Raw genomic sequence first — 20468 nt, forward strand, 5'->3', positions numbered from 1 at the left:
CACGCGTGCCGCGCAGCCCCGTCTGGCATATGCCGGGCGGGCAAGATACCCGCTCCCCCTCCGCCCTGTCCCGGCTTTGCGCAACTCTCGGAAGCCGGATGCTCACCCCCGGTACACCTGTGGGTCATGAGCAGCGCTTGTGTGACCGCGGACGGGGCCGCCTGGCTGGCCTCCGCCGGAACCTACCCGCGCAGCACCCTCGCCCTGTGGGACGAGCGGCCGGAGGCCCCGGTGGTGCTGCCGTGCGGTTCCGTCTTCGACGTCGTCAGCGTGCCGGCGGTGTTCGGGCGGCTGATGCTGGACCGGCTGTGGGGCGACGGGCCGGGTTCCGGGCCGGTGGCGGTGTTCCGCGGCCGGACCCTGCTGTTCGCCGCGCCGGGCACGGCCCAGCGGCTGCCGTCGCTGCTGCGCTGGGAGGAGTACGACCGCAAGGGCGCGATCCCGCCATTGCTGTGCCACGGCACCGGCGACGCGGTGACCGTGCCCTCGGTGCGCGACGCCGCCCCACCCGTCTCCCCCACCTGCCCCGCCGCCCCCGCCCTGTCGGGCACCCGCTGGCTGGTCGCCCCGGACACCCGCCAGCCCTGGCTGCCGGGCCCCGAGATCCTGCTCTGGGCGGCCGTCCGGGCGGCCCGCGCGGCGGTGCGTATTTCGATTTTTCCTCCCCAGGATCAGGATGCTAAGGTCTACGACGTCAGCAGGCGCCGCTAGCTCAGTTGGTTAGAGCAGCTGACTCTTAATCAGCGGGTCCGGGGTTCGAGTCCCTGGCGGCGCACAGACGGTGAAAGGCCCCTCGCGAGAGCGAGGGGCCTTTCACATGCCCGCGCACCTGTCTCACACACGCGCCGGCGTGATCCGCACCGTCCACGCCCCCGCCGCCGTGCGGCTCTGCACCTCGACCCGGACGCCGCCCGCGCCGGGGATCGTGAAGGTCTCCCCCACCCCCACCGGGGCGTCCGCGAGGGGCGGATAGACGGACGACTCCCAGCACGCCTCCGTGCGGGGGTGGGCGTCGACGACCTCCACCGGACCCCGGCCGGACTGGGCGTCGCTGCTGACCCGGTAGACGAGGATCCCGGCCCGGCAGACCTGCCGGTCGTTGCCCACTGGCTCACGCGCCTCGAAGGCCAGCACACTGCGCGGCCCCGTGCGGACCACCGCCAGCTTGGTGCCGTGGCCGAGGCCGAAGGAGGGCGAGCCGGTGGCCCGGGTGACCGGCACGCCCGGTCCCGCACCCAGCGGCTCCAGGGTCAGCCGGGCCGGGCCGGGACCGTTCACGCACACCACCTGGCGGGGTTCCAGCCAGCCCAGTTTCCACTTGTGCCAGCCGAACAGGTCCGGCGCCAGGCCGAACTGACTGCCCATCAGATCCCAGTCGCCGACATGGGTGTCCCAGTCGCCCTTGCCGTCGGCGGGCCGCCGGTACAGGTCGGGCAGGTCGAAGACGTGCCCGGTCTCGTGGGCGAGGACCAGCCGGTCCGGCGGATGCTTCTCGAAGACGGTGACGACCCGCCGGATGTCCGTGCCGTCGGCGCGCAGCGGGACGTCCAGGTTGACGACCTTCGTGGCGTCCGAGTCGACGCCCGGCGCGTCCGGGTCGGCGACGAAGTAGACGATGTCGTAGCGGGAGAAGTCCACCCGGGGATCGGCGGCGGCGAGCGCGTCGCGCAGATAGGCGGCCCGGTGTCCGGGGCTCCAGTCGCGCTGTATGGCGTAGGCGGTGGACGGCTTCGGCATCCGGATCCAGCGCTTCAGGGGGTGGACGCGCAGGCTGAACCGGCCGTAGGACGCCTGCCGGAAGAAGCGGCTGGTGGCGGGGAAGTGGTCGGCGGCCAGCGCGGCCGGGGTGACGCTCGGGACCCGGTCAGGGAAGGACAGGAAGACCATCACGGCGTCGAGGGAGCGGGCGGGGCGCGGGTAGGCGGTGTTCCAGGTGTCGAGGCCCTCGGAGTGGTGGGCGGCGGTGCGCTTCAGGGCGCAGGGGGCGGTCGCGAAGGGTTCGGCGACCGAGGGGCCGCTGAACAGGGAGGTCGCGACGAGCGCCGACAGGGTGGTGGCCATGGCCGCGGTGCTGCGCAGTCGGGGGCGCGGGAAGAGTCGCGGCACGTCGGACCTCCGGGAGCGGTTCGCGGGACACCGCCACCCAGCCTGTGTGAATTTGTCGTACTACGCCCTGTTTGTCTGCCCCAGAAGAGTGAGGCGGGCGAAAGCGGGCATCACTTCCGACACCCCCGGTCTTCTCACGGAACGTCACATGCGGTCAGGGGTCCGCAGAACCGGTCCGGCTACGGGCAGAAACGATCTGTCAGAACGGTGGGTCGTTACGGGACACTGGGCAGTGGCTGCGCGGGTCCGGGGGCAGCCTCTATGATCGGCACACTTTCCTGCGCGGACAGAGATCGAGTGCACTGCGGGAGCGAGCGGTGAGCGGAACGTCCGAAGGGCCGACGCCCGCGGCAGACCTCGACCGGTCAGCCGTCACAGAGAGTGACAACCAGACTGCCACTGGTACGGGAGGCACGCGGGGAGCACCGGAGGCGGGAAAGACGAAGAGGGCGAACGGCGCGGCCTACCGGTCCGTCTTCGCGACCGCCCCGCTCGCCATGGCGCTCGTGGACCGCGAGGGCGCGGTGGTCGACGCCAACGACGCGCTCGGCGAGCTGCTCGGCGTCGCGACGGCCGCTCTGGCCGGGCGGGTCGCCGCCGATCTGCTGGACCTCGCCTCCGACGCCCGCACCTGGCACGCCTACCGTGAGGTGCTGGGCGGCCGGCAGGCCCGGCTGCGCTGCACCCGGCGGCTCAAGCACCCCGACGGGCGCACCCTGTGGGCCCGGATCACCGTCTCCCCGCTGGACGACCGCACGCCCGGCGTGCTGCTGTCGGTGGCCGACATCAGCGCCCGCCGTGATCTCCAGGCGCGGCTGCGGCACCTCCAGATGCACGATCCGGTGACCCGGCTGCCCAACCGCACGCTGTTCTTCGAGCGGGTGACGGCGGCGCTGGAGGCGGAGTCGTACGAACAGGGCGGGACCGGCCGGATCGGCCTGTGCTATCTGGACCTGGACGGCTTCAAGGCGGTCAACGACACCCTCGGCCACCGGGTCGGCGACCGGCTGCTGGCCGCCGTCGCCGAGCGGCTGACGGAGTGTGCCAAGGAGGCCGGCCGCAACCGGCCGAGCGTGCCGCTGGTGGCCCGGCTCGGCGGGGACGAGTTCGCGCTGCTGGTGGAGGACTCCACCGGCACCGAGCAGCTCGCCGACCTCGCCGAGTCCGTGCTGAAGGCGCTCCAGGCGCCGTTCGACCTGACGGGGCAGCGGATCAACGTCTCCGCGTCGATCGGCGTCGTCGAACGGCACGCGGCCGGCACCACCGCGACCGGGCTGATGCAGGCCGCCGACACCACGCTGTACTGGGCGAAGGTGGACGGCAAGGACCGCTGGACGCTGTTCGACCCGGAGCGCAACGCCCATCTGATGACCCGCCAGGCGCTCGCCTCGACGCTGCGGCCCGCCATCGAGCGCGGGGAGTTCCGGCTCGACTACCAGCCGCTAGTGGGCATGGCGGACGGCCGGCTGCGCGGGGTGGAGGCGCTGGTGCGCTGGGACCACCCCCGGTTCGGGCTGCTGCCGCCGAATCGGTTCGTCGCCCTCGCCGAGGAGGACGGCTCGATCGTGCCGCTCGGCCGCTGGGTTCTGGCCACCGCCTGCCGGCAGGCCCGCCGCTGGCAGCTCGACAACCCGGACGAACCGCCGCTGTTCGTCAGCGTCAACGTGGCGGTCCGTCAGGTCTGGGACTCCGATCTGGTCGCGGACGTGGCGGAGATCCTCGCCGAGACCGGGCTGGCCCCGCATCTGCTCCAGCTCGAACTGACCGAGTCGGCCGTGATGGGCTCGGCGGGCCGCCCGCTCCAGGCCCTCCAGGCGCTCAGCGACATGGGCGTGCACATCGCCATCGACGACTTCGGGACCGGCTACTCCAACCTCGCCTACCTCAGCCGGCTGCCGGTGTCGGTGCTCAAGCTCGACGGGTCGTTCGTGCGCGGTTTCCAGTACGAGGGGACGGGCGCCGCGCCCAACCCGGCCGACGAGGTGGTCGTCGCGGCGATGATCGACCTCGCCCACCGGCTCGGACTGACCGTCACCGCCGAGTGCGTGGAGACCTCCGCGCAGGCCACCCGGCTGCGCAGCATCGGCTGCGACACCGGACAGGGCTGGCTGTACTCCCGTCCGGTGCCGCCGGACCGCATCTCCGAACTGCTGCTGGGCGCCACGCCCTACGCGGTCGGCAACCCGTAGGCGTCGGCGACGAGTTCGTAGGAGCGCAGCCTCAACGCGCCCCGGTGGGCGTGGCTGGTGAGCATCAGCTCGTCGGCGCCGGTGCGCTTGTGGAGGTCGTCGAGTCCGGAGCGGACCTCGTCGGCGGTGCCGTGGACGATGTTCGCCGCCCAGGAGTCGACGAACTCCCGCTCCAGTTCGGTGAACACATGGGCCTCGGTCTCCTCCGGGGAGGGGAAGAGCCCCGGGCGGCCGGTGCGCAGCCGGACCATGTTGAGGCCGGTCGCGAGCACCTGGCGGCGGGCCTCGCGCGCATCGTCGGCGGCGAGCACCGAGACGCCGATCAGCGCGTACGGCTCGGCGAGCACCGCGGACGGGCGGAAGGACTCCCGGTACAGGTCGAGCGCCGGGATCGTGTTCTGCGCGGAGAAGTGGTGCGCGAAGGCGAACGGCAGCCCGAGCAGTCCGGCGAGGCGGGCGCTGAAGCCGGAGGAGCCGAGCAGCCAGACCGGCGGGCGGTGCCGGGACTGCACCCCGCCCGGGGCGGTCGCCTGCACCGGTCCCGGCACGGCGTGGATCCGGGCGTAGGGGTGGCCGGGAGGGAAGTCGTCGTCCAGGAACCGGGTCAGCTCGGCGAGTTGCTCGGGGAAGTCGTCGGCGCCCTCGGGCGGTCCGTCGGCGCGGCGCAGGGCGGCGGCGGTCGCCCCGTCGGTGCCGGGGGCGCGGCCGAGGCCGAGGTCGACGCGGTGCGGGGCGAGCGCCTCCAGGGTGCCGAACTGCTCCGCGATGACCAGGGGCGCGTGGTTGGGCAGCATGACGCCGCCCGAGCCGAGCCGGATGCGCTCGGTGTGGGCGGCGAGATGGGCGAGGATCACCGCGGGCGAGGAGGAGGCGACACCGGGCATCGAGTGGTGCTCGGCGACCCAGTAGCGGTGGAAGCCGCGGGACTCGGCGAACCGGGCCAGGTCGACGCTGGTGCGCAGGGCGTCGGTGGCGGTGTGTCCGGAGCCGACGGTGACCAGGTCGAGGACGGACAGGGGCGCGGGCGCGGTGCCGTGCGCGGCACCGCGGATCCCGTCCGTCGCGTCCGCCGCGGGACCATGAGCCGCTGCGGGACCGTCCGTCGCGGGGCCGTCCGTCGCGGTCGCGTCCGCCGCCGTCTCGTCTGCCGCCACGGGGTCCTCCTGCTCTCGGGGCCTACGGTGTCCGACGCGTCGTAACAGGAGGGTGTCCCCGTTTATTCCCGCGGGCCCCGAGCCGTCCCCGCCGGTGTCACACCTGCACGATCGGCTCCCGGGTGAACAGCGCCCCCAGTTCCGGCGCGTGCACCCGCCGGTCGGTCAGCCGCAGCGCCTCCCAGACGGCGACCTGGCTGGCGGTGAGCACCGGCTTGCCCAGCGCGGCCTCCAGGGCGGGCAGATGCGCGGCCGTGGACAGATCGGGGTCGGGAAGCAGCACCGCCCGGGCGCGGGGATCGTCGGCGGCACGGGCGAGGGCGAGCAGGGCGGCTTCCTCGTCCCCGCCTGCCTCCTCGCCCCCGTCGGCCGTCTCGTCCCCGCCGGTCACCTCCGCCGGGCCGGCCCCCGTGTCCCCCACGACCTCAAGTCCCCCCGCCCGCAGGAACTCCGCGAAGCGCGCCGTCTCCTCCGGTGTGCCGGACGCGCTCACCGCGACCGGCATCGCGTCGATCTCCCGGGCCGCGCGCACGAACGCGAAGGGCGTGGAGGAGGCCGGGACGCCCGCGGTCGTGGCCAGGTCGCGCAGCCGGTTCCGGGCGGTGTCCGGGTCCGGGGCGACGCCCTCGTCCGCGCAGACCCACACGACAGCCTCCACCCCCGCGAGGCGCAGTTGCTCCACGCCCTCGGCCGGCCGGTCCGTACGGACCAGGTCGAGCCGGATGTCACTGCCCAGAAGCTGCTCGATACGGGGGTAGTCGTCCGCGGCCGAGGGGCCCGGGGAGAGGAATCCGAGTGCGGTCATGTCCAGCCTTCCTGCTGCTGCTCTTGTTCCGGCAGTACCCGGGTACCCAGCCGAGGCGCCGCACCGCGCCCCGTACGTCACCTGTCCGGCGGTCCGCACGGCGTGTTGACGGCACCGGGCGGGGCTGCGAGCGTGGTCGGCCCTGGTCACGAAAGGCACCGGATGGCCGTCGTCCCCACGCTCCTCGTCCTCGACGCCGATCCCCTCCCCCGGCTGGGCCGGCTCACCGGCCGGGTGCGGGTGGTGCACGCCGACGCCGGCACCCTCGCCGCCCGGCTGCCGGAGGCCGACGTGCTGCTGGTGTGGGACGCCGCCTCCGACGCCGTACCGGCCGTCTGGCCGGGTGAGGGGCCGCGGCCGGGGTGGGTGCACACGGCGAGCGCGGGCGCGGAGCGGGTGCTGTGCCCGGAACTGGCCGCGTCCGACACGGTGGTGACGACCGCGCGCGGTCTCTTCGAGGAGCCGGTCGCCGAGTACGTGGCCGCGCTGGTCCTGGCGATGGCGAAGGACCTGCCCGGCACCTGGGAGGCGCAGCGGCGCGGCGAGTGGCGGCCCCGGGAGACCCCTCGGGTGGCCGGCGGCCGGGCCGTGGTCGTCGGGTCGGGACCGGTCGGGCGGGCGGTCGCCCGGTCCCTCAAGGCGCTCGGTCTGACCACCGCGCTCGTCGGACGGGTCGCGCGCACCGGCATCCACGGCCCCGACGACCTCGACCGGCTGCTCGCCCGCGCCGACTGGGTGATCGCGGCCGCGCCGCTCACCGAGCGGACGGCCGGCATGTTCGACGTGCGGCGGTTCGGGGTGATGCAGCCCTCGGCGCGGTTCGTGAACGTCGGCCGGGGCGGGCTGGTCGTCGAGGACGCCCTGGTGCGGGCGGTGCGCAGTCGCTGGATCGCGGGCGCCGCCGTGGACGTCGCGGACACCGAGCCGCTGCCGCCGGACAGCCCGCTGTGGCGGGTGCCGGGCCTGCTGGTGTCCCCGCACCTGGCGGGCGCGACGGTCGGCCGGCACGACGAACTCGGCGCGCAGTTCGTGGACCTGTTCGAGCGCTGGGCGGCGGGACGGCCGCTGAAGAACGTCGTCGACAAGGCGCTGGGGTACGTGCCCGGCCGGTGACGGACGTCCGCGCCCCGTCCACACTCCCCTCACAGGACGCCCCCGCATAACCGGCGGGCGCCCGGGTAGCCGCGCCGCCATGGCTCGACCCACCGGACACCTCAGAAACGACAGAAACCCCATATCCCTCACGAACCGCCCGTCCCCCACCCGCCGATCGCTGCTCGCGGGGGTGGCGGCGCTCGGCGCGGTCGGGGCGGTGGGCTGCTCCCGGGTGGCCACCGCCTCCTCCTCCGACGGCGGTGATCTGCTGGAGCGGCTGAGGGCGGCCGGGGTCGTCCGGCTCGGCATCGCCGGCGAGATCCCGTTCGGCTACATCGACCGGGACGGCCGGCTGACCGGCGAGGCGCCCGAGCTGGGCCGGGTGATCTTCAAGCGGCTCGGGGTCGACCGGGTGCAGCCCGTGCCCACCGAGTTCGGCTCGCTCGTACCGGGCCTGAACTCCCAGCAGTTCGACGTCGTGGCGGCCGGGATGTACGTCAACCCGGACCGCTGCGCGCAGGTGATCTTCGCCGACCCGGACTACCAGATGCTGGACGCGTTCATCGTCCGCAAGGGCAACCCGATGGGGCTGCGCGACTACCGGGACGTGGTGGCGAGGAAGGCCCGGTTCGCGACCGGCACCGGGTACGCCGAGATCCAGTACGCCGTGGAGGCGGGGTATCCGGAGAAGGACATCCTGATCGTGCCGGACCAGGTCGCCGGGCTGAACGCGGTGGAGGCCGGCCGGGCCGACGTGTTCGCCGGGACGGCCCTGACCGCCCGGGAGGTCGTGAAGAAGTCGGCGAAGGCCGAGGCGACGAAGCCGTTCACCCCGCTCGTCGACGGCCGACCGCACGTCGACGGCGGCGCGTTCGCGTTCCGGCCGACCGAGACCCGGCTGCGGGACGCCTTCAACACCGAGCTGCACAAGCTGAAGAAGAGCGGCGAACTGTTCCGGATCCTGCGGCCCTTCGGGTTCACCGAGGCCGAGATGACGGACCTGACCGCGAAGGAGCTGTGCGGCGGATGACGACAGGACTCTGGGAGCTGGTGCTCACGGGTGTCTGGACGACCGTCCAGCTCCTGGTGCTCAGCGCGCTGCTCGGCGCCGCCGTGGCCTTCACGGCCGGGATCGGGCGCGTCCACCGGTGGTGGGCGGTCCGCTTCCTCGCGGGCTTCTACACCGAGGTGTTCCGCGGGACCTCGGCCCTGGTGATGATCTTCTGGGTGTTCTTCGTGCTGCCGCCCGCCTTCGGCTGGCAGCTCGTCCCGCTGTGGGCGGGCACCCTGGCCCTCGGCCTGACCTACGGGGCGTACGGCGCGGAGATCGTGCGCGGCGCGCTGCTCGCCGTCGACCCGGCGCAGAACGAGGGCGGGATCGCGCTCGGCTTCACCCCCGGGCAGCGGCTGCGCCGGATCCTGCTGCCGCAGGCGGTGCCGGAGATGATCCCGCCGTTCTCGAACCTGCTGGTCGAGCTGCTCAAGGGCACCGCGCTGGTGTCGGTGATGGGCATGGGCGACCTGGCGTTCAGCGGCAACCTGGTGCGCCTCGCGCTCCAGGAGAGCGCCGAGATCTACACGTACGTACTGCTCATCTACTTCGTGATCGCGTTCCTGCTCACCCGGCTGATGCGCGGTCTGGAGACTCGGCTGAAGGCGGGGCTGCGATGAACTGGGACTGGGACGCCGTACGCGACTTCATGCCGCTGTTCCGGGAAGGGCTCGTCGTCACGCTCCAGGCGCTGGCCGTCGGGTCGCTGATCGCGTTCACGCTGGGGCTGGTGTGGGCGCTGCTGATGCGGGCGCCGACCCGGTGGGTGCGCTGGCCGGTGGGGACCGTCACCGAGTTCGTCCGGGACACCCCGCTGCTGGTGCAGTTGTTCTTCCTCTTCTACGTGCTGCCGGAGTGGGGGCTGACCCTGTCCGCGATGACCACCGGTGTGGTGGCGATCGGGCTGCACTACTCGACGTACACCATGCAGGTCTACCGGGCCGGTATCGAGGGCGTGCCGCCGGGGCAGTGGGAGGCGGCGATCGCGCTGAACCTGTCGAGGGCGCGGACCTGGCGTGCGGTGATCCTGCCGCAGGCGGTCCGCAGGGTGGTGCCGGCGCTCGGCAACTACGTCATCGCCATGCTCAAGGACACGCCGATGCTGATGGCGATCACCGTGCTGGAGATGCTCGGCCGGGCGCGGCTGTTCTCGCAGGCGAGCTTCCGGTTCACCGAGCCCCTCACCGTCATCGGCGTGGCCTTCATCGTCATCTCCTCCCTCGCCTCCCTTCTTCTGCGCACCCTGGAGCGTCGCCTTGTCCGTTGAATTCACCCGTGTCACCAAGCGGTTCGGGGACCAGACGGTCCTCGACGGTCTGGACTTCTCCGTGAAGCCCGGCAAGCACGTCACCCTCATCGGCCCGTCCGGGTCCGGGAAGACGACCATCCTGCGGATGCTGATGACCCTCACGAAGCCCGACGAGGGGACGATCACCGTCGACGGGGAGCGGCTGTTCCCGGCACCGGAGCGGCAGGTCCGGGCGGTGCGGCGGAAGATCGGGATGGTGTTCCAGCAGTTCAACCTGTTCCCGAACATGAGCGTGCTGAGAAACCTCACCGAGGCGCCGACCACGGTCCTCGGGCTGTCGAAGGACGAGGCGGAGGAGCGGGCCCGCGAACTGCTGGAGCTGGTCGGGCTGTCCGACAAGTGCGACGCGCGGCCGTCCCGGCTGTCGGGCGGCCAGCAGCAGCGGGTGGCGATCGCGCGGGCGCTTGCGATGCGGCCGCAGGTGCTGCTGCTCGACGAGGTGACCTCGGCCCTCGACCCCGAACTGGTCGCGGGGGTGCTGGATCTGCTCAGGGACATCGCGCGCAGCACCGACATCACGATGCTCTGTGTGACCCACGAGATGAATTTCGCCCGAGACATATCGGATCAGGTACTGATGTTCGACGCGGGGCGGATCGTGGAGTCGGGCCCGCCGGAGAAGATCTTCAACGATCCGGAGGAGGAGCGGACCCGGGAGTTCCTGGGCGCGGTGCTCTGAGAGTCCCAGCTCCCGGCGACGGGACATGCCCGGGGCATGTGCCAGCGGGCCGGTTTCCCAGTTGAGCGGCCCCGGACCGGAACGGATTCTCGTCAACAACCCCTCCGCACGGGCCCCTTGGCCGTTATCGTGGAAATGATTCGCCAGCAAGGATCACCGTAAGGATCACGCCGGAACAGGATCAGGCCGGAAAGCGACCAGGGGGGACCCGCCGTGGCGCTCAAGCACGAGCCGACCGCGCCCTACCACTCCGCTCAGGAAGCCCTGCGCGTGCTGGAGACCGTGGCACGGCAGACCACCGGCGTCACCGCCACGGAGCTGGCCCGCAGGACCGGCCTCGGCGCGGACCGGCTGACCCCCCTGCTGCGCATGCTCCGCCGCGAGGGCTACGTCGAGCAGATCGCCGACGGCGCCTACGTCACCGGCGCCGCGCTCGCCCGCCTGGGCGCCGCCGAGGGACACCGGCAGGCGCTGCGCGAGACCGTCCAGCACACCCTGGACCGGCTGCGGGACTCGATCGGCGCCGCCGTCTACGTCAGCCGGTACGTGGACGGCGAGATCACCGTCGACCAGTACGCCGCGGGCCCCGCCACCCCGGCCGTCAACGAGTGGTTCGACTTCCGCTCCTCCGCGCACGCCACCGCGCTCGGCAAGAGCCTGCTCGGCCAGCTCGACCACAACGGCCGGCGCGACCATCTCTCCCGGTACAAGATGGCGCGCCTGACCTCGCGCACCATCACCAGCGACAAGCTGCTGCTGTCCCGGCTGGAGGCACAGCCGCCCACGGTCCCGACGCTCGACCTCCAGGAGTACGCGGTGGGCACGGTCTGCGCGGCCGTCCCGATCACCGCCGGCGCCTCGGTGGGCTGCCTGGCCCTCTCCCTGCCGGTCGCCCACGCCCACCGTCTGCGCCAGGCGGCGGACGCCCTGAACAGGAACGCGACCCCGGTGCTGCTCTCCCTCGCCATCTGAGGCGGCGCCCGGCGTGGTCGGCGGTGGTCGGAAGCACCCGCGCGGACCAGGTAGTATTTTCTCTGTCGTCGGCCGCGGCACGCGGACGGCGGGAGTCATGCGCCGCTAGCTCAGTTGGTTAGAGCAGCTGACTCTTAATCAGCGGGTCCGGGGTTCGAGTCCCTGGCGGCGCACAGAAGAAGGGCCCCTCGTGGATCACGAGGGGCCCTTCGGCATCCCGGCGGCGTGTCACGGCATGAGCTGGTCGACCTCGCCGATGACCAGGTGCGCGGTGACCAGGAAGGCGACGCAGAACGCGATGAAGCCGCCGAGGAAGAGCAGCACGCACCCCGACTCGGCGAACAGCCTCCCGGGCGCGGGCCGCCTGGCCGTCGCGTGCTCGGGGTCCTCCGCCGTGTAGTGGACGGTGACGACGTCGCCTTCGAGGATCGTGCCCGGCCCGCCCGTCTCCTCGAAGCGCACGGCACGGCCGTCCCGGGCGGCGAACTCGTAGACGTGGTGCAGGGTCGTGCGCACCATCCGGTCGCCGCCGCCACTGGTCGTCGTGTATGTGCGCAGACAGCGCGCCTCGGCGGTCAGACCGCTGTTCCAGGCCCGGCTGACCCGCCGGGACCGGTTGACGACCGCGAACACGCCGACGAGCGCGAAGGCGATCATGAGCAACGGCACGACGACGAACACTGCTTCCACGGATTCCCCCCGGGGCATCACCGCGCGGCCCGGACGGCCGGCGTGCAGGGACCGTACCCAGCCCGGCCGGGGGTTCGTCTCAAGGGAAGCTCAGAAGTCCGGCGCGCACGCCGGAGGATCCGTGGGCGCCGTGCGCGGGTGGGGTCCGGCACGGTGCCCACGGAGACTGCCCTCTCAGGGGCGGAACGCGGCGGTCAGAAGGTGACGTCCGAGCAGGCGTAGAACGCGTTGGTCGTGTCGGCGATCGTCCACACCGCGAGGATCACGTGCCGGCCGCTGAGCCCGGACGGCAGGGTGCCGCTGTGCGAGAGGGTGGAAGGCGGCCGCTGACCGTTGTAGGGCACGGTCAGGAACGGTGTGAGGTTGAGGTCGGAGCGGGCCAGGTTGTGGTTCTGGTTCCAGCCCGCCTTGGTCACGTAGTACTTGAAGTCGGTCGTCGCGTGCATGGCGGTGAACTGCCAGCGGAAGGTGTAGCTCTGCCCGCCGTTCACCTTGGTGGCCGGCCACGCCCCGCCGTTCGGGGCCTTCGGGCGGTCGAGCTGGGCGAACCGGGTGTTGTTCCCGGAACACAGTTGTCCGTCGGCCGCGCCGGACGCCGGGAAGCCCTTCGGGCCCTCGACGCTCTGCGGCTCCCACTGGATGTCGCCGCAGTTGGCGACCGATCCGTTCTGACAGAGTTTCTGCCTGCTGATGGGCAGGTCGGTGTAGCCGTGGCTGCTGGCGCCGCCGGACGAGAGCACGAAGGCTCCCGTGGTGGCGAGGCCGAGCACGGCGGCATAGAGCTTGGTCCGTGTGCGCATGCTGCCGCTCCTGGAGAACGTGGGGAGTTCTGGGAGTTCTGTGAGCTGATGCAGGTCTAGACCAAGTCTGAGGTTATGACCGTTCCTTGAACATGTCCATACCAATCGCACGATCGAATCGCGCCATTGACGTGACGCGCCGCCGGTCTCCCGTCAGGGCGCCTGTTCCCCGCGCGCCGAGCAGAAGGCGACGGTCAGGTCCTTCACCAGCGCCTTGCGCTCGTAGTCGTCCAACTCCACCAGCCCCCGCATGGTCAGCCGGGTCACCGTGTCCTCCACCGAGTCGACGACCGAGGTCAGCACGGTCGCCCGGTGCTGGGCGTCCAGCGCGGCGATCCGGCGCCGGTGCATCGCGGCGGCCACCTCCGGGGCGTACTCCACCCGCAGCGGCTGCACCGAGTACACCTCCAGGCCGATCGCCCCCGCCTCCCGCGCCACCCGCCGGGTCAGCGCCTCGCCCGCCGCGTCGACCGAACCCCGCCCCGAACCCGGCGCCTCCACCGGGATCCGGGCCAGCGCCGCCTCCACGCACTCCCGCAGATACGTCTCGTGGTCCTCCACCCCGAGCGTCGCCCGCGCGGTGTCCCGCACCCGCCACACCACCAGGACGACGACCCGCAGCGCGACCCCGCTGCCGTCGGCCGCCGCCATCGGCTCACTGCGCCAGTGCCGCAGCCGGACGTCCACCCGGCGGCGCAGCAGCAGCGGGTTCACCCAGAGCAGACCGGTGCGGCGCACGGTCCCCCGGTAGCGGCCGAACAGACCGAGCACCCAGGCCCGCCCGGTCCGGCCGCGCGCCAGACCGCCGAAGCCGAACATCCCGAGGGCGCCGGCACCCGCGTACGCCGCCCACTGCGCCGGCCCCAGCCCGGTGCCGGCCAGCACCGGCAGCCGCAGCGCGTCGGACATCAGCGGGGGCAGCACCCCGGCCCACCACGAGGTGGCCAGGCACCCCGCCGCCCCGCAGGCCCCGGCCAGCACCCCGACCGCGCCGGGCAGCACCCGCGCCCTGCGCTCCACCAGCGCCGGGTCCACCTCGGCCGCCGGACGCGGGCGCATCGGACCCGGGCGGCGCAGCCTCGGCTGCTCCCCGGTCCCGGCGCGGCTCCCCACCACGGCGGGCGCCGTCGCCGCGGTCCGCGGCTCGGCCTCGTCGCGGAACAGCAGATGGACGGGGATCTCGGTGGTCGCCTCGTTCTGGATGAGCCGGGGGGTGGGGCGGGGTGCCGCGAACTCGGCGGCACCGAGCGGCGGGGCCGTGGGGGTCGGCTCCTCGGCCGGGGGGTTCGCCGTGCCCTCCGGCTCGGGGGTGTGTGAAGTGGTGGTCGTGCTCATTGCGTGCCTCCAGCCTCCGCGCCAGATACGCCATGACGGTGAAGTGAGTGAGGACCGGCCGGACCGGAACCGGTCGCGTGGGGCCGGCGCCCCGGTGCGGCTACGAGAACAGGCGCCTCCAGGTCTCCGGCCCCGGGTAGCCGTCCGCCGCGCCGCCCCGCCAGCCCTGGGTGCGCTGGAACGCCTCGACGGCACGCCGGTCCGCCTCGGTCCAGCGCGGTCCCGGACCCGTCGTGTAGAACCTGCCGAATCCTTTCTTCACAAGCTGTTTCCCCAACTGCGTGACCTGGGCGTTGTTCGCGCCGGGCCGGAACAGCGCCCGGCCGGGGAAGGCGGGGACCTGCGGCGCCGGGGTGGAGACGGGCGGACCTCCCGCACCGGGGGCCGTCGGGGTCGTGACCTGCGCCGCCGGGATGTTCTTGCCCTTCCCGGTGACCAGCAGGGACCAGGTCACCGGGCCCGGCAGCCCGTCGGCGTCGGCACCGGTCCACCCCTGCGCCTGCTGGAACGCCCGGGTGGCCCGCAGATCGGCGTCGGTCCAGCGCGGGCCGGGCCCCGAGGCGTAGAAACGGGCACCGCCACGCGCGACGAGGAGCTGCCCGAGCCGGGTGACGTGCGCATTGTTGGCCCCCGGCCCGAAGGACGCCCGCCCGGGGTAGGCCGTATCGCCGTCGGCCGGCTCCGGGCCCGCCGCCGAGCCGTCCTTGGAGCTGTCGGCGGCCGTGACCCCCTTGTAGCGGTAGGGGACGTAACTGCTGGAGTGGCTCCAGTAGGCGTAGGGCGTGGACTGGCGGCGGGTGGTCGGGCGGGTCTGCTCGTAGACGGTGTAGTAGGTGTGCGTGTAGTCCGTCCAGCCGCCGAAGATGACGACGTGCGAGCCCTTCTGCGGGTCGGACGGATTGTGGAACAGCAGGATGTCGCCGGGCTGGAGTTCCTCCTTGGTGATACGCGTCCCGAACTGCGCGAGACTGCCCGTCCACTCGTTCCCGGGCAGGTTCCACGCCTTCGAGACGTAGCCGGAGCAGTCCTGCCGGTATCCGTCGGACCAGTAGGCGGTCATGCTGTACGGCACTTTCGCCGTGACCCATTCCTTGGCCCGCCGGATGATGTCGGCCCGGGTCGTCGGAGGCGTCTTGACCGGCCCCGACGACTGCCCCGACTTCCCCGGCGGGACGCTCGTCCCGTGCAGCGGGGCGGCCGTCCCCTGCGGGGTGTCGGGCTCCTCACGTGCGGGAACGCCGGGCAGCGCCGGGGCGTGCGGGGCTGCGACGGCGGGTGCGGCGTGACCGGCGCCGAGGGCCGCGGCGACGACGAGCGTGCGGTGGGCGGCCGGATGACCGACGATCCCGCCTCTCCCGCCCGACCCGGCGCGGGGCGCCACCCGTCGCCAGTGAACGCATCCGGGGCATTCGCAGTCACTCTCGGGATCGAATTCCTCGAACGCCGGAGTATCCATGCGCTTCCCCTCACCCTCCAGATGGAAATGTCCGCGACTGTGCACATTCGTCAGTTTCCCAACTGTCTTCGCGGCGCGCATGCTGACGGTCCGAATGATGTACGCCGCCGGGTGCGCGGCCCGGCCCCCGATCCACCGGCCGGCTCCGTGGTCGGGGGTGCTCCGGAGGTCATGTAGAGTTCTGCCTGTCAGCAGGCGCCGCTAGCTCAGTTGGTTAGAGCAGCTGACTCTTAATCAGCGGGTCCGGGGTTCGAGTCCCTGGCGGCGCACAGACGGTGAAAGGCCCCTCGCGGAAGCGGGGGGCCTTTTGCGGTGACCGGACGGCTGCGGCGGTCACCCGCCGGTGCCCGTCAGATACGCCGACACGACCACGTTCGCCGTATAGCTGCGGGTGGCCCGGTCGAAGGTGCCGCCGCAGGTGATCAGCCGCAGCTCGGCACGGCCCGGGCGGCGCGGCCCGTACGCCTGCCGGGCGTCGAAGCGGTCGCGCGGGACGACCTCGACGCCGTCCACCGTGAACTCGGCGATCTTCCCGTCGTCACGGGCCACCCGGATGGTCTTGCCGGCCCGCAGGGTGCTGAGCTTGTAGAAGACGGCGGGCCGGGTCTCGGTGTCGACGTGCCCGACCATCAGGGCGGTGCCCGGCGCACCGGGCTTCGCGCCCGCCGCGAACCAGCCGACGACACCCGCCTGGTCGAAGGGCGGCGGGTCGATCCCGCCCCGGGTGTCCAGACCGCGGGCCACCACCGGCGCCTGCACCCCCAGCTCGGGTATGTCGATGCGCTGCGGCAGCGCCTGCGCCAGCGGGGCGGCCGCGGGCGGCAGCCCGGCGCCGTCCGGGCGGCCCACCGCGGCCACGTCACCCGTGGTCGCCGCGGACCCGCCCGGCCCCTCGGTCACCTCACGCCCCCACATCCACAGGCCGAGCAGCAGCAGGGCCCAGGCGGCGCAGGTGATGAGACGGCCGGAGGAGCGTTCGCGCTCGTCGGGCACGGGTCAGCCCGCCCTGCGGCTCCGGCGGACACCCCGGAACGCGACGACGGCCGCGGCGACCCCGGCCAGCACCAGACCGGTGACCGCCTGCGCGGTCCCGGGGCCGTCCGTGGTCCGCCCCGCCTCCGCGGCGGCGAGCGGCGCGCTGCCGCCGCCGCCCGCGCGCACGGGCGCGATCGGGGTGACGGGTGCGGTCGCGGTCGCGGTGACGGTGGCGGTCGCGGTGGCGGGGGACGTCGGCACGCGCGGCGCCGACGGATCGGCCGGCAGGGCCCCGGCGACGACCTTGATCCGGCCCTTCACCTGGAAGTCGACGCAGGTGATCTTCACGTCGTAGGTGCCGGCGCCGATCGAGGAGCGGACCTTGGTCTCACCGGCGAGCATGCCGCCGGCGCCGACCAGCCGGGCGTCCGAGACGAACGCCTCGGACACGGCGACGGCCGTACTGCCCACGCAGCCGCTGACCCGCAGGGCGACCTCGCCGCCCGCGACCGGGTTCGAGGGCGTCAGCGTGACGCTTCCGCCGCCGTCCGCCGCCGTCGCGTACGACGCCGGGACGAGCACCGCGGTCAGGGCCGCGGCACCCGCACACAAAGTGACTTTCAGTGAACTCATCGTGAACCTCCAGCTATCTGGAGGCTCCCCCGGAAGGACCCGCGGCGCATCCTCACGCGGGGTTTCACTACTCCGAACGGGTAGCGTCACTCTGCCGCCGGGTTTCGATCCTGCCAGGTCAGATGCGGTCCACGAGGTCCGCGATGGAGTCCACGACCTTCGACGGCCGGTACGGGAAGTCCTCCACCTGCTCGGGGCGGGTGAGGCCGGTGAGCACCAGGAAGGTCTGCATCCCGGCTTCCATGCCCGCGAGGACGTCGGTGTCCATGCGGTCGCCGATCATCGCGCTGGTCTCGGAGTGGGCGCCGATGGCGTTCAGTCCGGTGCGCATCATCAGCGGGTTGGGCTTGCCCGCGAAGTACGGCTGCTTGCCGGTCGCCTTGGTGATCAGCGCGGCGACCGCCCCGGTGGCCGGGAGACGGCCCTCGGTGGAGGGGCCGGTCTCGTCCGGGTTGGTGCAGATGAACCGGGCCCCGCCGTCGATCAGCCGGACCGCCTTCGTCATCGCCTCGAAGGAGTACGTGCGGGTCTCGCCGAGGACGACGTAGTCCGGCTCGTGGTCGGTGAGGATGTAGCCGATGTCGTGCAGCGCGGTGGTCAGACCGGCCTCGCCGATGACGTACGCCGTGCCGCCGGGCCGCTGGTCGTCCAGGAACTGGGCCGTGGCCAGCGCGGAGGTCCAGATGTTGGCGATCGGCACGTCCAGGCCCATGCGCTGGAGGCGGGCGTGCAGGTCGCGCGGGGTGTAGATCGAGTTGTTGGTGAGCACCAGGAACGGCTTGCCCGAGTCCCGCAGCTTCTTCAGGAAGGTGTCGGCGCCGGGGATCGGGACGCCCTCGTGGATGAGCACGCCGTCCATGTCGGTGAGCCACGACTCGATGGGCCTGCGGTCTGCCATGTGCGAGATCTCCTGCCGTACGCGTGTACGCGGTGGCGCGTCGCTCCAGCGTAGTCACAGGCCCGATCTTGAGGGAACGGCCGGTTCGGAAGCGTCCACCTGCTGGGACTCAGCGGCGCCGACGGGCCCGTACGAGGAGCGCGCCGAGGGTGAGGAGCAGGGCCGCGGCCGCGGTGAGGGCGGCGGTGGGGAGGGGGCCGGTGCTGGCCAGTTCCTCGTCGTCGGCCCGGTCGCCGGACGGGGAGGCGGTCGCCGTCGTACCGGTGGGCCCGTCGGACGTGCCCGGCCGGACGGTCTCGGCGGACGGCTTGCCGGGTTTGACGGGGGGCGCGGGGGTGCGGCCGGGGGGTGGGGAGGCGGTGGCCGCGGGGGACGTGGGGTCGGGGGCGGCTTCGGATTCGGCGTCGGGGTGGGCGTCGGGGTCCGGGTCGGCTTCGGGGCTGACCGAGAAGCGGTAGTCGTTCGACTGGCCGACCCATTCGCCGTCGTCGCCCTGCCGCTGGACGACGGCCGCGTTGACGGTGACGTCGTTGGGCGCGGTGCCGGCGGCGAGCGCCAGGCGCAGCCGGACGCTGAGGGTGCGGCCGGGGCCGACGGTGAAGCCGGGGAACTCCCCGGCGGTCCCCTCGGATCCCTCGGGGCCCTCGGTGAACGCTCCGACGAGTTCGTCCTCGTCGGTGGTCTCGAAGCGGACGGGGTGGGGGCGGCCGTCGGCGTAGAACTCCAGGCGGGGCTGGGCGGGTTCGAGCGTGCGGCGGGCGTCGACCAGGACGACGACGGGGTGGATGCCGGTGCAGGTGCCGTCGGTGGTGTTGGTCAGGTCGAGGTACCAGGTGCCGTGGCCGGCGCCGGGCCGGTAGGCGCGCGGGCCGCCGCGCAGGCGCGTGGTGAGGGGGAAGGCGCCGGTGTCCGCGCCCGCGCAACGGGGGCCGGGCTCCTCGGCCGCGCGGGCCCGCGCGGGCACGGCGAGCAGGGCGGCGGCGGTGGCCAGGCAGAGGGTGGCGTGCGTGCACGGTCGCATGGACACATGAGCCTGCGGCAGCGGGGGCGGGGAACGGCGACGCCATTCCGTATGACCATACGATTCCGCCCGATCGGCTCACGGGCGCCATGGTCGCGCCGCACCCGTCCCCTCACCCGTCCCCTCTCCCGAACACCGGCCCCAGCAGCAGATGGGCCGCCCCCTCCGCCACCCCCCGCGCCCCACCCGCGGCGAGGCGTACCGGTACCGCGCCCTCCCGGGCGCCCTCGCGGCGGGCGCGGTCGGCGAGGACGGCGGCGACTCCCCGGACGAACGGCTCCGGGCCGGCCGCGATCGTACGGCCGCCGAGCAGGACGAGGTCGATGTCGAGCAGCCCGGCCAGGTTCGCCGCGCTCTCGCCGAGCACCCGGGCCGCCTCGTCGACGTCCCCGCGCTCCATCGCCGCCAGGCACAGCGCCTCGACACAGCCCCGGTTCCCGCACGGGCAGGGCGGCCCGTCGAGCTGGATGACCTGGTGCCCGAACTCCCCGGCACCGGTCCTGGCCCCCCGGTGCACGGTCCCCCCGAGGACGAGTCCGGCACCGAGGCCCGTACCGAGGTGGAGGTAGGCGAAGGAGCCGCGCTCTCCCGCGACGGCCAGTCCGAGGGCGGCGGCGTTGGTGTCCTTGTCGACGACGACCGGCACACCGAGCCGCCCGGCGAGGGCGTCCCGCAGCGGGAAGCCGTCCCACTCGGGGAACCCGGTGACCCGGTGCAGCACGCCGTGGGTGTGGTCGAGGGGGCCGGGCAGCGCCACGCCGACCCCGAGGAGCGAGGCGCCCGCGGCCCGGCCCAGCGCCTCGGCCTCCCGGACCACCGCGCCGAGCACCGCCTCCGCGCCGGCGCCCAGGTCCAGCGGGACCCGCCGCTCCCCCACCACGGTCCCGTCCAAGTCGGCCAGCACGGCCCGGAGTTCGTCGCGGTCCAGATGGACGCCGACCGCGTGCCCGGCCTCCGGGACCAGCCGCAGGACCGTGCGCGGCTTGCCGCCGGTGGACGCGCGGTGGCCCGCCTCGGCCGCGAGCCCCTCCTCCCGCAGCCGTGCGGTGATCTTGCTGACGGCCTGCGGGGTGAGCCGGGTGCGCTCGGCGAGTTCGAGACGGCTGATGCCGTCCGGCCCGGCCGAGCGCAGCAGGTCCAGCACCAGGGCGGTGTTGTGGCTGCGCAGCGCCAGCAGGTTCACGCCGGTGGGGTGCGTGCCGGGTGGCCGCACGCCGGTCGCGCGGGGGGCGCCGTTGGTCCTGTTCACGCCCTCATTCTCTCCTCTGCTTGCACTTTGGCAACAGCGTTGCGAAAGTGG

At 73.2% G+C, this 20468-nt stretch carries 20 protein-coding genes and 3 tRNA genes; 11 read left to right on the forward strand and 12 right to left on the reverse strand.

From position 1 onward, the window contains the following. Window positions 1–126 precede the first annotated feature (126 nt). A complete protein-coding gene (locus tag G6W55_RS09715; RefSeq protein WP_085207536.1) occupies window positions 127–711 on the forward strand; it encodes a bifunctional DNA primase/polymerase in 585 nt (194 codons plus the stop codon). After that, window positions 702–775, forward strand: a tRNA-Lys gene (locus G6W55_RS09720). Before G6W55_RS09715 ends, G6W55_RS09720 begins: the two co-directional genes overlap by 10 nt. A gap of 59 nt (window positions 776–834) precedes the next feature. On the opposite strand, the gene G6W55_RS09725 is transcribed toward G6W55_RS09720, so the two are convergent. Next, window positions 835–2106, reverse strand: coding sequence for a M6 family metalloprotease domain-containing protein (locus G6W55_RS09725; RefSeq protein WP_175520390.1), 1272 nt, complete (start codon window positions 2104–2106; stop codon window positions 835–837). Window positions 2107–2423: 317 nt separating this feature from the next. On the opposite strand from G6W55_RS09725, the gene G6W55_RS09730 reads away from it, so the two are divergent. Next, window positions 2424–4295, forward strand: a complete 1872-nt coding sequence (locus tag G6W55_RS09730; RefSeq protein WP_175520391.1) for an EAL domain-containing protein — start codon at window positions 2424–2426, stop codon at window positions 4293–4295. Here G6W55_RS09730 and G6W55_RS09735 read toward each other — a convergent pair. Further along, window positions 4274–5449 (reverse strand): LLM class flavin-dependent oxidoreductase, encoded by a 1176-nt coding sequence (locus G6W55_RS09735; RefSeq protein ID WP_175520392.1) that lies wholly within the window; start codon window positions 5447–5449, stop codon window positions 4274–4276. The genes G6W55_RS09730 and G6W55_RS09735 overlap by 22 nt on opposite strands. 97 nt (window positions 5450–5546) lie before the next feature. Beyond that, window positions 5547–6254, reverse strand: coding sequence for a decarboxylase (locus tag G6W55_RS09740; protein ID WP_175520393.1), 708 nt, complete (start codon window positions 6252–6254; stop codon window positions 5547–5549). 162 nt (window positions 6255–6416) lie between these two features. On the opposite strand from G6W55_RS09740, the gene G6W55_RS09745 reads away from it, so the two are divergent. From G6W55_RS09745 to G6W55_RS09775, 7 genes are all read left to right on the forward strand, one after another. Then, window positions 6417–7367, forward strand: coding sequence for a D-2-hydroxyacid dehydrogenase (locus G6W55_RS09745; protein ID WP_175520394.1), 951 nt, complete (start codon window positions 6417–6419; stop codon window positions 7365–7367). A gap of 79 nt (window positions 7368–7446) precedes the next feature. Continuing rightward, on the forward strand, window positions 7447–8379 hold the full coding sequence (gene ehuB / locus G6W55_RS09750) for an ectoine/hydroxyectoine ABC transporter substrate-binding protein EhuB (RefSeq protein ID WP_175520395.1): 933 nt from the start codon (window positions 7447–7449) through the stop codon (window positions 8377–8379). After that, window positions 8376–9020, forward strand: a complete 645-nt coding sequence (gene ehuC / locus G6W55_RS09755) for an ectoine/hydroxyectoine ABC transporter permease subunit EhuC (RefSeq protein ID WP_175520396.1) — start codon at window positions 8376–8378, stop codon at window positions 9018–9020. Before ehuB ends, ehuC begins: the two co-directional genes overlap by 4 nt. Then, window positions 9017–9667, forward strand: a complete 651-nt coding sequence (ehuD, locus tag G6W55_RS09760; protein WP_175520397.1) for an ectoine/hydroxyectoine ABC transporter permease subunit EhuD — start codon at window positions 9017–9019, stop codon at window positions 9665–9667. The genes ehuC and ehuD overlap by 4 nt, the downstream gene beginning before the upstream one ends. Continuing rightward, window positions 9657–10388 carry an ectoine/hydroxyectoine ABC transporter ATP-binding protein EhuA gene (ehuA, locus tag G6W55_RS09765; protein ID WP_175520398.1) on the forward strand — a complete coding sequence of 244 codons (732 nt, stop codon included), beginning with the start codon at window positions 9657–9659 and terminating at the stop codon, window positions 10386–10388. Before ehuD ends, ehuA begins: the two co-directional genes overlap by 11 nt. Window positions 10389–10601: 213 nt before the next feature. Beyond that, window positions 10602–11360, forward strand: a complete 759-nt coding sequence (locus G6W55_RS09770; protein WP_175520399.1) for an IclR family transcriptional regulator C-terminal domain-containing protein — start codon at window positions 10602–10604, stop codon at window positions 11358–11360. A gap of 99 nt (window positions 11361–11459) precedes the next feature. Further along, window positions 11460–11533 (forward strand) — tRNA-Lys (locus tag G6W55_RS09775). A gap of 55 nt (window positions 11534–11588) precedes the next feature. On the opposite strand, the gene G6W55_RS09780 is transcribed toward G6W55_RS09775, so the two are convergent. The 4 genes from G6W55_RS09780 to G6W55_RS09795 form a co-directional block, all read right to left on the reverse strand. Then, complete coding sequence (locus G6W55_RS09780; RefSeq protein WP_175520400.1) at window positions 11589–12050, reverse strand: DUF3592 domain-containing protein; 462 nt, start codon at window positions 12048–12050, stop codon at window positions 11589–11591. Window positions 12051–12244: 194 nt separating this feature from the next. Further along, the gene (locus tag G6W55_RS09785; protein WP_175520401.1) at window positions 12245–12850 is read right to left on the reverse strand and encodes a lytic polysaccharide monooxygenase; all 606 of its coding nucleotides are present in this window, start codon (window positions 12848–12850) and stop codon (window positions 12245–12247) included. A gap of 153 nt (window positions 12851–13003) precedes the next feature. Beyond that, on the reverse strand, window positions 13004–14185 hold the full coding sequence (locus G6W55_RS09790) for an SPFH domain-containing protein (RefSeq protein ID WP_175520402.1): 1182 nt from the start codon (window positions 14183–14185) through the stop codon (window positions 13004–13006). Window positions 14186–14285: 100 nt separating this feature from the next. After that, window positions 14286–15641: a peptidoglycan-binding protein gene (locus tag G6W55_RS09795; RefSeq protein ID WP_175520403.1), complete on the reverse strand. Its 1356-nt coding sequence runs from the start codon at window positions 15639–15641 to the stop codon at window positions 14286–14288. A 195-nt stretch (window positions 15642–15836) separates the two neighbouring features. Between G6W55_RS09795 and G6W55_RS09800 the strand changes: the two genes are divergently transcribed. After that, window positions 15837–15910: transfer RNA gene (locus tag G6W55_RS09800), tRNA-Lys, on the forward strand. Between the two features lie 64 nt (window positions 15911–15974). Here the strand turns inward: G6W55_RS09800 and G6W55_RS09805 are convergent. The 5 genes from G6W55_RS09805 to G6W55_RS09825 all read right to left on the reverse strand — a co-directional run bounded on the left by G6W55_RS09805 (window position 15975) and on the right by G6W55_RS09825 (window position 20417). Further along, complete coding sequence (locus tag G6W55_RS09805) at window positions 15975–16634, reverse strand: class F sortase (RefSeq protein WP_309243665.1); 660 nt, start codon at window positions 16632–16634, stop codon at window positions 15975–15977. Between the two features lie 3 nt (window positions 16635–16637). Then, window positions 16638–17249, reverse strand: a complete 612-nt coding sequence (locus tag G6W55_RS09810) for a hypothetical protein (protein ID WP_175520404.1) — start codon at window positions 17247–17249, stop codon at window positions 16638–16640. A 118-nt stretch (window positions 17250–17367) separates the two neighbouring features. After that, entirely contained in the window at window positions 17368–18147 is a 780-nt protein-coding gene (locus G6W55_RS09815) for an HAD-IIA family hydrolase (protein WP_175520405.1), read from the reverse strand. Window positions 18148–18256: 109 nt separating this feature from the next. Continuing rightward, on the reverse strand, window positions 18257–19168 hold the full coding sequence (locus G6W55_RS09820) for an LPXTG cell wall anchor domain-containing protein (RefSeq protein ID WP_175520406.1): 912 nt from the start codon (window positions 19166–19168) through the stop codon (window positions 18257–18259). Between the two features lie 112 nt (window positions 19169–19280). Continuing rightward, on the reverse strand, window positions 19281–20417 hold the full coding sequence (locus G6W55_RS09825) for an ROK family transcriptional regulator (protein ID WP_175520407.1): 1137 nt from the start codon (window positions 20415–20417) through the stop codon (window positions 19281–19283). Window positions 20418–20468 lie beyond the last annotated feature (51 nt).

The sequence above is a fragment of the Streptomyces sp. CAI-85 genome, assembly GCF_013363615.1.
Taxonomy (GTDB): domain Bacteria; phylum Actinomycetota; class Actinomycetes; order Streptomycetales; family Streptomycetaceae; genus Streptomyces; species Streptomyces antibioticus_B.